Origin of the sequence: Streptomyces sp. SYP-A7185 (assembly GCF_046103685.1) — a bacterium.
Lineage (GTDB): Bacteria > Actinomycetota > Actinomycetes > Streptomycetales > Streptomycetaceae > Streptomyces.
Map to the genome: position 1 here is coordinate 1,295,631 of NZ_CP122310.1, position 12,967 is coordinate 1,308,597.

Below are 12,967 nucleotides of genomic sequence, written 5' to 3' on the forward strand. Positions count from 1 at the left end.
TCTAGGCTGGTCTGTTCAGGTTTCCCTCGCAGTCGTCGGGCGTGTCCAGGGCGGCGGGCATGCTGTCGAGGACCGTGAAGCTGCGGTCCAGGCGGGTGATGCGCAGCACCCGCCAGACGCGCGGATTGCTGCGCACGAGCCGTAAGGTGCGCCGCTTGGCGAGGGTCCGGCCTTTGATGCGCACCAGGAGCCGCAGGCCACCGGCGTCCAGGAAGGTCACTTGCCGCAGGTCCACCACCACGTCCGTGTCCGGCTGGGCCAGTAACTCCGCTATGCGCGGCGAGAGTTCCTGATCCGCCCAGGCGTCCAGTTCGCCGTGGAACGTCAGAACGATCGATCCGTCGACCACCCGGTGGTGCAGCCCAAAGCCCGGGTCGGGCGTGCCCATGGTCCACCCCCCATTTTCCCTACACCCCGCATACGAAGAGTTACGACAACGCGAGCGGCGCGGCCTTGAAGCCGGCGCCCGACGCCGCCGGGGACTGGGGCGGCACCGCGAATGGCATCTACATCTTGCCCGCTCAGGGCTAGTTCATACCTCCGGGAGGCATCCCCGGCCACCGCGCGGCGCATATTCGCGGTCCATCCAGGCCGATTACTCTCCGTGATTCATGTCGCATGTGCGGCGCCGCGCGGGTGGCGTGGCGGAGGGAGGCGGGCGGTAGGTGCCCTGGCCATCCTGTCGGGCAGGAGTGGTTCCGCGGCGCCCGGGGCCCGGTGACCGGTCCGGCGTGGGCGGTGCCGAGGGCGAGAGATGCCGGGGCGGCGCCCGGGGCGGGCGCCGGAGCGCGACCGTCCGCGCGCCGGAGGCGAACCACGCGCCCCATGCGGACTCCGGTGGGACGACCAGGGGTTTCGTCCGTCGCCGTGCAAGCGGTCGGGACCGGCAGGGCGAACGGGACACCCGTGGCGTAGATCGTCGTGCGGGGCACGGAGAGGAGCGCGGCAAGGGAAGGAGCCCGCCCCGGCGGCACGGAAACCGGACATCAGGGGCGTGTACAGGTCAAGCGCACGGCTGCCGCGCAAGGGCGCTCGCGCCGATCGAGCCAGGGCCGCGACATCGGCACCCCCGGGCGAGAAACCGGTGCCACGACCGGTCGGGGCATCCGTGGCGATCGTTTCCGGGGCCCGAGCCGGCGGAGAAAACGGCGTGAACCATTCGGACGGGAGCCGTCTGTGCGCCGCCCGAGGGTGCGCCTCCGCGGTGCCGGTGCGGTGCGGGGGCCTTCCATGGCCGCCGGACGGGCCAGGCGAGGCCCGACGGACGCCTTCCTTCCATTGCGCGGGGTGCAACTTGGGTTGCGCCTCTTGAACGTGAGGAGGGTGGGCATCACTCTGTCTGCCACGGACGTCACTACCGACACACGAGGAGCGGACATGACGGCAGGGACGAACAGCGGGTCCGACGGCCGGTCCGAGGCGGACGGCTGGGGACGGCGCGGATTCATCGGAGCCGTCGCCGCCACCGCCGCTGCCACGGCCTTCGCCGCGCCCGCGCACGCCTCCACGGCCGCCCTGACCCCCCGGCGGCCGCCGCGCCGCACCGGGCAGCTCTTCCTCGGCACATACACCTCCCAGCAAGGCGGCGGCACCGGCATCGGACTGGCGACGTACGACGACGAGACCGGGCGGATCACCGGTACCGGCACCCTGACCGGCGTCCCCGACCCCTCCTACCTCTGCCTGCATCCGTCGGGCAAGACGCTCTACGCCGTCGACGAGCAGGAGCGGGGTGCCGTGACCGCGGTCGCGCTCACCTCCGCCGGACCCAAGATCCTGGGGGCGCGGAGCACGGGTGGCGCCGGGCCGTGCCATCTGTCCGTGCACCCGGGCGGGCGCTGGCTGCTGAGCGCGAACTACCTCTCCGGGAGTGTGGCCGTCCATCCCATCGACGCATCCGGCGCACTGGGCGAGCCGAGCGACGTCGTCACCCACTCCAGCCCGCCCCCCGGCCCCGGCCAGGAAGGCCCGCACGCCCACCAGATCGTCACCAGCCCGGACGGCGGGCACGTCCTCGCCGTCGACCTGGGCACCGACACCGTCTACAGCTACCGCCTCGACACGAAGAAGGGAAAGCTCACCCGGGTCTCGTACGCGACCTTGCGGCCGGGCGCCGGCCCGCGCCATCTCACCTTCCACCCGTCGGGGCGCTTCGCCTACCTCGCCAACGAGGTCGACAACACGGTGGTCGTCTGCGCCTACGACCCCGCGAGCGGACGGCTGACCCCCGGCACCCCGCAGTCCACCGGCACGGGCGAAGGCACCAGCTATCCGGCGCAGTTGGCCGTCACGCGCGAGGGCACCTTCGCCTTCCTCGCCAACCGCGGGCACAACAGCCTGACCCGGTACGCGATCGAGGCGGACGGCGCCCGGCTGCGGCTGCTCGACACGGTGCCCGTCGGCGGCAACTTCCCCCGGCACATCGCCTTCTCGCCGTCGCAGCGGCTGCTGTTCGCGGCCAACCAGAAGTCGGGTTCCGTGAGCGTGTTCCAGGTGGGCGAAAGCGGCCAACTGACGCTGACGGGCGAGCCGTTCACCGCCCCTCTCGCGGTGTGCGCGCTTCCGTCGTAGGGAACGGTCACGCCAGAGGTGGCAGTGCACCTCGCGCCCGGTCTCGGTGAGCGGTCAGCGGTCACGCGAGAGACCGGCCGGGGACCTGCCGGAGCCGTCCGAAGGAAAGGTCGCGTCCGCCCCATGACATCGTTCCGTCCCGTCCCCGCCTGGCTCTCCGACGCCGTCTTCTACCAGATCTACCCGCAGTCCTTCGCCGACTCCGACGGCGACGGCATCGGTGACTTCGCGGGCATCACCCGGCATCTGGACCATCTCGCCTGGCTGGGTGTCGACGCCGTCTGGATCAACCCCTGCTTCGTCTCGCCGTTCCGCGACGCCGGCTACGACGTCGCGGACCACTTCTCCGTCGCGCCCCGCTACGGCACGAACGACGACCTGGCCGCGCTGGTGGAGGAGGCCGGGCGGCGCGGCATCCGGGTACTGCTCGACCTGGTGGCCGGGCACACCTCCGACCGGCATCCGTGGTTCACGGCGTCGGCCGACGACCCGGACGACCACCGCTACATCTGGGCGCCCGAAGGCCGTCCGGACGGTTTCGTGCGCTCGCCGGGGAGCCGCCCCGGCGCGTATCTGCCGAACTTCTTCGACTCGCAGCCCGCCCTCAACTTCGGTTACGCGCGCGAGCATCCGGACGAGCCGTGGCGGCAGCCCGTCGACGCCGAAGGCCCCCGCGCCAACCGGGCGGCGCTGCGCGCCATCATGGACCACTGGCTGCGCCTGGGCCTCGCCGGATTCCGCGTCGACATGGCGCACTCCCTCGTCAAGGACGACCCGGACCGCAGGGCGACGGCCACGGTCTGGACCGAGCTGCGCGGCTGGCTGGACACCACCCATCCGGACGCGGTGCTGCTCTCGGAGTGGGGCGACCCCGCGGTGTCCGTGCCCGCCGGGTTCCACGCCGACTTCTTCCTCCAGTTCGGCGGCCCCACCAACGGCGGGCCCCTGCGCTCCCTGTGGAACAACGGCGAGGGCACCGCCGCCGAGGGCTGGGACCCGCTCGACTGCTTCTTCGACCCGGGCGGCAAGGGCTCACCGCGTCCCTTCGTCGAGGCCTGGCTAGCGGCGCGCGCGGCCATCGGCGGCGCCGGGCACGTCGCGCTGCCCACCTCGAACCACGACTTCTCCCGCCTCAACTGCGGTCCGCGCACCGCCGAGCAGCTCCCGGCGGCGTTCGCCTTCCAGCTCACCTGGCCCACGCTCCCGGCGATCTACTACGGCGACGAGATCGGCATGCGCTACGTCCCCGGTCTGCCCGACACCGAGGGCAGCGTGCTCGGCCCGCGCTACAACAGGGCGGGCTCGCGCACCCCCATGCAGTGGGACGACGGCCCGAACGCCGGTTTCTCCACCGCGCGGGCCGACCGCCTCTACCTTCCCGTCGACCCCGACCCGCACCGCCCCACCGTCGCCGCCCAGCGGGCCGACGAGACCTCGCTGCTGCACCTCGTGCGGCGGCTGATCGCCTTGCGCAGGGCGACCCCAGGGCTGGGCCCGGAGGGTTCGGTGGAGGTGCTGCATCACGGCTATCCGTTCGTGTACGTCAGGGGCGGACGCCATCTCGTGGTGATCAATCCCCGCAGCACACCGGCGGCCTTCCCCACCGGCGTCGTGGGCGAGGCGGGACCCCGGGCCCTGGAGGCCAGAGGCGTGGTGGCCGAGCACGGCGTCGTGACGGCGCACGGCTTCGGGTACGGCGTCTTCGACCTGGAACCGAGCCCGGCCTCCTGACTTCCCGACCGAGCGGACCAGATGGAGTCCCGACGGGACAGGTGTCCCACTGGGACATGACAGGTGTACAGTCGAAGACATGAACAAGGCGACGGAATCCGACACAGGAGCACCGGCCACCGACCGGGGCGGCGAGGACCGCAGGCAGCGCAAGGCCCGGCAGACCCGGGAGGCGCTCGCCGACGCGGCCATCGACCTGATCCTGGAGCACGGCCTCGCGGCCGTCACCGTCGAGGCCGTCGCCGAGCGCGCCGACGTCACGCGCCGCACCTTCAGCCGCCACTTCGGCGGCAAGGAGGCGGCGGCGCTCGACTTCACCCGCGCCGACGGCGACCGCATCAACGCGGCCCTGCGCCTGCGGCCCGCCGACGAGCCCCCGCTCGCCGCCTACCGCGCGGCCGTGCGGGACTGGCTCACCGACCCTAAGTCCCCGGGTCTGCACCGCCGGTCCCGGACGCGGGCCCTGCTCGCGCTCGTCGACACGGAGCCCGCGCTGTTCGCCGCGTACGAACGCGTCCGGGTCGACGCCCAGGACGAGTCCGTCCGGATCATCGCCGACCGGCTCGGCACCGACCCCGTCCGGGACCAGCGCCCGGCCGTCGTCGTCGGCGCCGCCGCCGGTGTCCTGACCGCGGCCCTGCGCAGCTGGGCGCGCGGCGGGCACGGACACGACGCAGACCTCGCCGCACACGTGGAGCAGGCCTACGCCGTCCTGACCGGGGAGGCCGCCCTCGCGGCCCCCCACTTCGGATGAGGAAAGTGAAGAGCACCATGAGCACCACCCCCGTCACCACCGTTCCCGACTACGCCACCGAGTTCGCGGGCAAGACCGCGCTCATCACGGGCGCGGCCTCCGGCATCGGCCTGGCCACCGCCCGCCGCCTCGGCGCGGGCGGGGCGAACGTCGTCATCGCCGACCACAACGCCGACGGCGCCGAGCAGGCCGCCGCCCAGCTCCTCGCCGAGGGTGTCAAGGCCGCGGCGGTCGCCGTGGACGTCACCGAGCCCGCGTCGGTCGAGGCGGCCGTGCAGTTCGCCGTCGACACGTTCGGCGGGCTCGATCTGGCGGTCAACAACGCGGGCATCGGCGGAGAGAGCAAGCCGACCGGCGCGTACGACATCGATGCCTACAACCGCGTCATACGCACGAACCTCGACGGCGTCTTCTACTCGATGCGCTACGAACTCCCGGTCCTGGAGGCCGCGGGCGCGGGTGCCGTCGTGAACGTCGCCTCGATCCTCGGCTCCGTCGGCTTCGCCGGCTCCCCCGCCTACGTCGCCGCCAAGCACGGCGTCGTCGGCCTCACCAAGACGGCCGCCGCCGAGTACGCCGCCAAGGGCATCCGCGTGAACGCGGTCGGCCCCGGCTTCATCGAGACGCCGCTCCTCCAGAACATGGAGAAGGACGCGTACGACGCCCTCGTCTCCCTGCACCCCGCCGGCCGTCTCGGTCACTCCGAGGAGGTCGCCGAGCTGATCGTGTTCCTGCTCTCGGAGCGCGCCTCGTTCATCCACGGCAGCTACCACCTGGTGGACGGCGCGTACACCGCCCGCTGATCCCCCTTCCCGCCGCCCCTCCTCTTCGCCACCGCGGCTACGGCTTGGTGAAGTCGACGTCCCGGGCCCTCGCGACGATCTCGACCTCGTCGCCGAGGGCCCATTCGGCGACCCGGGACACCATCGCGGCCGGCACCATGTCGCTGATGCCCTCGGCGGCGGGGATGTCCTGCGTCGCGTGCGCGTCGTGCGGCAGGACCACACGGAAGTCCAGCTCCAGGGCCGTACGCGCGGTCGCCGAGACGCACATCTCCGACATCACCCCGCAGAGGGCGAGATCGCTCACGCCGGCCTCGGTGAGGAGCTCGCGCAGCCGCGTCCCCTCGAAGCCGTCGTCGACGGTCTTGCGGACGACGACCTCACCCCGGTCGTGGTCCACGGGGAGGTAAATCTCCCAGCCCGGGGTGCCCGGTTCGTCGTCGGCCCCCGGCCCGCCGTCGTTCTGCAGCTGGACGACCAGGGCGCCCGCGGCACGGGCCCGGGTGATCAGGTCGGTCGTCCGGTCCAGGACGCGGGCCGCGTCGGGGACGGCGGTGTCGCCCGTGACGAAGGCGGTCTGCATGTCGACCACGATCAGTGCCTGGACGGGGACCATGGTGTGTGACGTTCTCTCACTCATGGTCCACCATTGTGCCGTTCGCCATGATCAGCCGTACCTCCCCCAGGGCCGTCACGTCCGTGAGCGGGTCGCCGTGCACGGCGATGAGGTCCGCGCGGTATCCCGCGGCCAGGCGTCCGACGTGGTCGGCGATGCCCAGGGCGTCGGCGGCCTCCGCGGTCGCCATGTCGACGACGCGGTGCGGCTCGATGCCCAGATGCTGGTAGAAACCCAGGCTCTGGGCCAGTCCGTCGCACCCCGCGCGCTGGACGCCCGCGTCCGTGCCCGCGATGAGCCGGGCGCCGTGTTCCGCCATCGTGCGCACCTGGTCGAACATCGCCCTGGCCCGTTCCTCGCCGAAGAACATCGGCAGCATCCGCCAGTTCGGGCTGATGGTGGGGCAGATGCGGATGCCCTTGGCGACGATGGCGTCCAGGACGTCCTCGCGCAGTTCCAGGCCCTTGCGCGTCATCCACGTGCAGTGCTCGATGGTGTCGACGCCCGCCATCACGGCGGCCACGATCCCGGCGGTGCCGTGCCCGTGGGCGGCGACCGGCAGTCCCGCCCGGTGCGCCTCGCGGACGATGAGGCGGATCTGGGGGGCGTCGAACTGCGCCTGCCAGGTGGCCGGGCCGCCCCGGGTCAGGCCGCCGCCGGTGGCCATGACCTTGATGACGTCCGCGCCGAGCTCCGCGTTGCGCCGGACCAGGGCGCGGATCTCGTCCTCGCCCTCGACCTCGCCGCCCAGGAACCAGCAGTGGCCGCCTTTCGTGGTCAGCGGCGTCGTGGCGGCGACGATCCGCGGGCCGGGCACCCGGGCCGCGGCGATCTCCTCGCGCAGCCGCAGGGTGAGGCGGCCCCGGTCGCCCAGATCGCGCACCGTGGTGACGCCGCTGCGCAGGAACCGGAGCGCCCGCTCCTCCATCGCCGCCAGCAGGGTGGTGTCGCTGTGCGCGTCCAGGACCGCCACGGGGTCCTTGCTCGCGTCGAAGACCAGGTGGACATGGGCGTCGATGAGCCCGGGCAGCACCGTGGCGTCGGGCAGCGCGTACCGCCGCGCCGCGCCGTGCGCCAGGGGCTCGATCTCGGCCCGGGTGCCCACGGCCACGATGTCCGCGCCTTCGGTCAGCACGGCACCGTCCAGGACGTGGCGGCCGTTCGGTCCGGTCAGGACCCGCCCTGCCGTGATCAGCGTCTGGCTCGTCTGGCTCATCTCTGCCCTTCCGGAAAGGAGTTGGAGGAGCTGGCGGTGGCGCCGGGCTCCATCGTCCTTCATCGGAGGGCGGAACGTCCGTCGTGCGAGGGCCTTGCGGGGCCATACAGGGACCGCGCGGGGGTACTACATGTTCGCGCGGCGCCCAGCGGGTACCCATAGCCTGGGCGAAGTGCCCGCACGGGACACGGCAGGGCGTCCCAGGACGTCGCAGGACATCGACGGACATCGCAGGACGGAGGTCAGGGTCTGATGAGCACGGAAGTCACGGTCCTCCTTGTCGCCGCCGCGGTTCTGGTGGCCGCGACACTCGCGGTCGCGATCGCGCTGCTCGTACGGCTGGTCCGCACGCGCCGCACGCTGCGTGCGGCGGGGCTGCCGGTCGAGCGCCAGTGGGTCTTCTGGGGGGCCATCGCCTATCTCGTCCTGCCGGCCGATCTGCTGCCGGATCCCGTGTTTCTGGACGACATCGGGGTGCTCCTGCTCGCGCTGCGGTCCATGAAGCCGGTGAAGTCAGGCGTCGGGGGACGTGGGGCGCAGTAGCGGGCGGCGCAGGTGGCGGGCCTTCGTGAGCAGGACGTGCATGCGCTCGGTCACCTGGGAGACGTCCTCGACGGGCTCGTCGAAGGCGAGCCGGACGTCCGCCTGGCTGCGGGCCTTCTCCAGGCGCAGCGTCAGGGCGTAGCGGTCGATGGCCAGCGGGCGGACGCGCACGACGCCGTGCAGGCTGTCCGCGCACACGAGCCGGGTCAGCTGCTCGACGGCGTCCTCGTGCGCGTCGGCGAGGTGGGTGAGCAGCCGCGCCTCGGCCTCGGCGAGCGGGTCGGGGGCGGCCAGGGCGAGTTCGTCGAGGTCGATGCCGATGCGGCCCCCGGTCGAGTCGTGCAGCACGGCGCAGGTCGGCGCGAAGATGAATCCCTCGCCGTCGGGCACCAGTGACCCCGAGAGCCACAGCCGGGCCCGGATCCGGTCCCTGACCGGTACGGGGGCGACGTCGGCGAACTCCACCAGGGTGGAGGGTTCGCCGCGCGGCGCGCAGATCATCGCGGTGGCCAGCGCGCTTTCCGGGGGCGGTGACAGCAGGAGGATGCCCTCCGGCGTGACGCTGTGCGCGCCGACGAGTTCGTCCCTGCCGATCTCCGTGGTCACCGCGCAGGACCACGCGGTGGTGAGCAGGGAGCGGGCGCGGGCCGCTGCGGTGGGCATGGTCGTGCTGGCGTGACGGACACCCATTCTCAACCTCCATTAGGTAAGCCTTGCCTAACTTATCGGAGATCGCGGAACAGGGCCAGTACGCGAACGGCCCCGCGCGGCGAACCACGCGGGGCCAATCGGATCCACCGGGCACGGGCCCGGTCACGTACGTCAGTTGCAGGCCGGCCGTACGCCAGTTGGTGCGGCCGGCGGCTTCCGTCCGCGGGTGCGGTCAGTGACCGCGGGCGATCCACTCCTCCAGGTGCGGCGCCTCCGCGCCGACGCTCGTGCTGTCGCCGTGGCCGGTCCGCACCACCGTCTCCGGAGGCAGCGTGAGGAGCCGGTCCCTGATCGAGTCGACGATCGTCGGGAAGTCGCTGAACGACCGGCCCGTCGCTCCGGGTCCGCCCGCGAAGAGCGTGTCGCCGGTGAAGACCGTGCCCAGCTCCGGCGCGTGGAGACTGACCGCTCCCCGGCAGTGGCCCGGGGTGTGCAGCACCCGCAGCACCGTGCCCGCCACGGTGAGCTCCTGGCCGTCCGCGAGCTCACCGTCCGGAGCGCGGTCGGGGTGGGTCATCTTCCACAGCTCCGCGTCGGCGGGGTGCAGCAGGATCGGCGCGCCCGTGCGGGCGGCGAGCGCCGGGGCCGCGTCGATGTGGTCGTCGTGCGCGTGCGTGCAGACGATCGCCACGACCCGCCGCTCGCCGACCGCGGCCGCGATGGCGTCCGCGTCGTGCGCCGCGTCGATGACGACGACCTCGCTGTCGTCACCCACGATCCATACGTTGTTGTCGACGTCCCAGGTGCCCCCGTCGAGGGAGAACGTGCCCGAGGTGACCAGGTGGTCGATGCGCGCCGCCATCAGAAGACCACCACCGAACGCAGGACGTCCCCGTGGTGCATCCGCTCGAACGCCTTCTCCACGTCCGCCAGCTCGATCGTCTCCGTGACGAAGGCGTCCAGGTCGAGACGCCCCTGCCGGTAGAGGTCGATCAGCATCGGGAAATCGCGGGAGGGCAGGCAGTCGCCGTACCAGCTCGACTTGAGCGCGCCGCCGCGCCCGAAGACGTCGAGCAGCGGCAGGTCGATGCGCATCTCCGGCGTCGGCACGCCGACCAGGACGACCGTGCCCGCCAGGTCGCGCGCGTAGAAGGCCTGCTCGTACGTCTCCGGGCGGCCGACCGCCTCGATGACGACGTCGGCGCCGTTGCCGTCGGTCAGCGCGCGCACCGCCTCGACCGGATCCGCCGAGCGGGAGTTGACGGTGTGCGTGGCGCCCAGGCTCTTGGCGGTCTCCAGCTTCTTGTCGTCGATGTCGACGGCGATGATCTTCGCGGCTCCGGCGAGCCGCGCACCCACGACCGCCGCGTTGCCCACGCCGCCGCAGCCGATGACGGCCACCGAGTCGCCGCGGCCCACTTCGCCCGTGTTGATGGCGGCGCCGATGCCGGCCATGACACCGCAGCCCAGGAGTCCCGCGGCGGCCGGCGAGGCCTCGGGGTCGACCTTGGTGCACTGCCCGGCGGCGACGAGGGTCTTCTCCGCGAAGGCGCCGATGCCGAGCGCCGGCGAGAGTTCGGTGCCGTCCAGGAGGGTCATCTTCTGCCGGGCGTTATGGGTGTCGAAGCAGTACTGGGGGCGGCCGCGCAGGCACGCCCGGCACTGGCCGCACACCGCACGCCAGTTGAGGACCACGAAATCGCCGGGGGCGACCTCCGTGACACCCTCGCCGACCGACTCCACGGTGCCCGCCGCCTCATGGCCGAGGAGGAAGGGGAAGTCGTCGTTGATGCCGCCCTCGCGGTAGTGCAGGTCGGTGTGACAGACCCCGCAGGCCTGTACCCGCACCACGGCTTCTCCGGGCCCCGGGTCCGGCACGACGATCGTCTCGATCCGTACCGGCTCGCCCTTCGCGCGGGCGATCACGCCCTGTACCTGCTGCGCCATGAGGTCAGCCCTTCTTTCTTCCGGCGTTGCTTGCTCGTCCGGCAACACATGTGCTTCCCGCATCCTCACAGACCGGGCCCGCTCACGACGACCCAGGACGCACGCGTTCGACGACCCGGGGCACACGAGTCCGATCACCGGTCGCGCCCCACTCCGATCACCGGTCGCACCCCGCCCCGGTCCGCGCGCATCTCTGGCCCCTAGGGTGGGCGGGTGCGCGATCTCGCTGCTCAGACCCTGCTTCCGGTCAACGCGACGCTCGGCGTGGCGCTCCTCGTCCTGCTGCTCGCCGCCGCCGGGGCCGCCGCCGTATTCCGCCTGTCGCCCGACGGCTCGTACGGCAGGGCGCGGGAGATCCTGGTGGCCGGGGCGCGGGCGGCCGTACAGCTGGGCGTGGTGTCCCTGCTGATCGGCTGGGTGATCCAGCACGTGGTGGCGCTCTTCGCCTTCCTCCTCCTCATGATCGCGGTCGCCACGCGTACGGCCGGGCGCCGCATGACCGCCAACGGCACCTGGTGGTGGGCGGTGCTGCCCGTCGCGGGTCCGGTCGTCCCGGTGGTGGCGGGACTCGCCCTGGCCGGGCTGCTGCCGGTGAACGGCATCGCCATGATTCCCGTGACGGGCATCCTGATCGGCGGCGCGCTGACCGCGACGGTCCTGGGCGGGCGCCGCGCCCTGGACGAACTCCACTCCCGGAAGGGCGAGTTCGAGGCGGGCCTCGCGCTGGGCCTGCCGGCCAAGGACGCCCGCCTGGAGGTGATACGCCCCGCCGCGTCCGACGCCCTGCTCCCCGGCCTCGACCAGACCCGCACGGTGGGCCTGGTCACGCTCCCGGGAGCCTTCGTCGGCATGCTCCTGGGCGGCGCGTCCCCCGTCATGGCGGGAGCGGTGCAACTGTTCGTCCTGTTCGCCCTACTGGCGATCCAGGCGCTCGCGGTGGCGCTCACGGTAGAACTGGTGGCCACCAACCACCTGAACCGAACGGGGCCGACCAACTGAACCGGCCGGGGCCGGGCGCCTGAACCGGGCGGGGCCGCTCGCCTGAACCGGACCGGGCCGGGGTGGTCGACGGCAGCGAACTGCGCAGCGAACCACGCAAAGCCCCCGGCTCCTCGCACGGCAGATGACATGCTGGCGCCGCGACAGAGGAAATGTCAGGGGGACATGGCCATGGGGCGTGCAGACCGAGGGCAGTTCAACACCGATCCCACCGAGCAGGCCGCGGAGCGGATGTTCGAACCGAAGCTGGAGAAGCTCGGACTGACCCGGGCGAAGATCGAAGCGCAGAACCTGGAAGAGCTTCAGGCGACACTCGTCACCGTCAACCACGCCATCGATCACCCTGAGTCGTTCGGCGTCCTGAAGCTGAAAATGACCGCCAACATGGGTGCGGTCATCGTCCGCAACGAAGCCGAAGCGCATATCGAGGTAGGCGTCCTGCCCATCCTGCTGGAACGCAAGGCTCTGATCCTCGAGCGCATCACCGCGCTGCGCCCTACGGAGCAGGTGCGGGACTTGCGGCAGGAAGTCATCAACACGGTGACGGATCCCGAGATGCAAGAGCGTCTGCTCAAGGTGCTGGACGAACGCGCGGAGAAGGAAAAGGATCTCTCGAACAAGATCGAGAAGGAAGCGGAAGAGAACACGTCCCTCTTGAAGGAGATGAAACACCTCCGAGAGATGTTCGCCGTGGAGAGGCTGCAGAGCCGACTGGAAAAGCTCGAGGAAGACACCAAGCGGATCGAGTCGGAGAAGACGAGCAAGTTCGAGGCCCTGAGCATTTCCATGGGACTTCTCGCAGCTCTCGGCTCCCTCGCCGGCATCATCCTCGGCATGGTCCGCTGGACCACGGGCTGAGACCGCCCGGCAGCCCCCGGCACCCCCATCGCACCCCGGACGAGGCCACACCTGGCCAAGACGCGCCGACCGACGAATCCGTCCATGCACGCCGATTCGGCCAGCAGCAGGATGTGGGACGTACGGATGGAGCAGCGCCGACCGGTCATCGCCGAGGCCCGCCTGAGCGGCTTGGCTCGCGCCTTGGCGATCTGCACACCGGACTGCGTGTGCACCCTCAGACTGGGCACACCCCTCTACGTCGAGTTCGGCCCCCTGAACCTGCGATGGTGAACCCCGCCGTCTACGGGATGGGGACG

Annotated in this window: 14 protein-coding genes; 8 read left to right on the plus strand and 6 right to left on the minus strand. The window is 71.8% G+C overall.

The features are described from left to right. Position 1 precedes the first annotated feature (1 nt). The gene (locus QBL25_RS05465) at positions 2-388 is read right to left on the minus strand and encodes an STAS domain-containing protein (protein WP_409055836.1); all 387 of its coding nucleotides are present in this window, start codon (positions 386-388) and stop codon (positions 2-4) included. A gap of 989 nt (positions 389-1,377) precedes the next feature. On the opposite strand from QBL25_RS05465, the gene QBL25_RS05470 reads away from it, so the two are divergent. From QBL25_RS05470 to QBL25_RS05485, 4 genes are all read left to right on the plus strand, one after another. After that, the gene (locus QBL25_RS05470; RefSeq protein ID WP_409055837.1) at positions 1,378-2,571 is read left to right on the plus strand and encodes a lactonase family protein; all 1,194 of its coding nucleotides are present in this window, start codon (positions 1,378-1,380) and stop codon (positions 2,569-2,571) included. A gap of 123 nt (positions 2,572-2,694) precedes the next feature. After that, entirely contained in the window at positions 2,695-4,302 is a 1,608-nt protein-coding gene (locus tag QBL25_RS05475; RefSeq protein WP_409055838.1) for an alpha-amylase family glycosyl hydrolase, read from the plus strand. Positions 4,303-4,381: 79 nt separating this feature from the next. After that, entirely contained in the window at positions 4,382-5,056 is a 675-nt protein-coding gene (locus QBL25_RS05480; protein ID WP_409055839.1) for a TetR/AcrR family transcriptional regulator, read from the plus strand. Positions 5,057-5,073: 17 nt separating this feature from the next. Then, positions 5,074-5,859, plus strand: a complete 786-nt coding sequence (locus QBL25_RS05485) for an SDR family NAD(P)-dependent oxidoreductase (protein WP_409055840.1) — start codon at positions 5,074-5,076, stop codon at positions 5,857-5,859. A 37-nt stretch (positions 5,860-5,896) separates the two neighbouring features. Here QBL25_RS05485 and QBL25_RS05490 read toward each other — a convergent pair whose 3' ends face one another. Beyond that, positions 5,897-6,478, minus strand: coding sequence for an isochorismatase family protein (locus tag QBL25_RS05490; RefSeq protein WP_409055841.1), 582 nt, complete (start codon positions 6,476-6,478; stop codon positions 5,897-5,899). Continuing rightward, positions 6,471-7,670, minus strand: a complete 1,200-nt coding sequence (locus QBL25_RS05495) for an amidohydrolase family protein (protein ID WP_409055842.1) — start codon at positions 7,668-7,670, stop codon at positions 6,471-6,473. Before QBL25_RS05495 ends, QBL25_RS05490 begins: the two co-directional genes overlap by 8 nt. Positions 7,671-7,922: 252 nt before the next feature. Between QBL25_RS05495 and QBL25_RS05500 the strand changes: the two genes are divergently transcribed. Beyond that, positions 7,923-8,213, plus strand: a complete 291-nt coding sequence (locus tag QBL25_RS05500) for a DUF1232 domain-containing protein (RefSeq protein WP_409055843.1) — start codon at positions 7,923-7,925, stop codon at positions 8,211-8,213. Here the strand turns inward: QBL25_RS05500 and QBL25_RS05505 are convergent. From QBL25_RS05505 to QBL25_RS05515, 3 genes are all read right to left on the minus strand, one after another. Beyond that, on the minus strand, positions 8,184-8,903 hold the full coding sequence (locus QBL25_RS05505) for a DUF2470 domain-containing protein (protein ID WP_409055844.1): 720 nt from the start codon (positions 8,901-8,903) through the stop codon (positions 8,184-8,186). The two genes, QBL25_RS05500 and QBL25_RS05505, sit on opposite strands and share 30 nt — an antisense overlap. Before the next feature lie 193 nt (positions 8,904-9,096). Further along, positions 9,097-9,726, minus strand: a complete 630-nt coding sequence (locus QBL25_RS05510) for an MBL fold metallo-hydrolase (RefSeq protein WP_409055845.1) — start codon at positions 9,724-9,726, stop codon at positions 9,097-9,099. Next, a complete protein-coding gene (locus QBL25_RS05515) occupies positions 9,726-10,811 on the minus strand; it encodes an S-(hydroxymethyl)mycothiol dehydrogenase (RefSeq protein ID WP_409055846.1) in 1,086 nt (361 codons plus the stop codon). Before QBL25_RS05515 ends, QBL25_RS05510 begins: the two co-directional genes overlap by 1 nt. A 213-nt stretch (positions 10,812-11,024) precedes the next feature. Between QBL25_RS05515 and QBL25_RS05520 the strand changes: the two genes are divergently transcribed. The 3 genes from QBL25_RS05520 to QBL25_RS05530 all read left to right on the plus strand — a co-directional run bounded on the left by QBL25_RS05520 (position 11,025) and on the right by QBL25_RS05530 (position 12,941). After that, positions 11,025-11,810, plus strand: a complete 786-nt coding sequence (locus QBL25_RS05520; RefSeq protein ID WP_409055847.1) for an ABC transporter permease — start codon at positions 11,025-11,027, stop codon at positions 11,808-11,810. 165 nt (positions 11,811-11,975) lie between these two features. Then, entirely contained in the window at positions 11,976-12,668 is a 693-nt protein-coding gene (locus tag QBL25_RS05525; RefSeq protein ID WP_409055848.1) for a hypothetical protein, read from the plus strand. Positions 12,669-12,752: 84 nt separating this feature from the next. Then, entirely contained in the window at positions 12,753-12,941 is a 189-nt protein-coding gene (locus QBL25_RS05530) for a hypothetical protein (RefSeq protein WP_409055849.1), read from the plus strand. Positions 12,942-12,967: the final 26 nt, after the last annotated feature.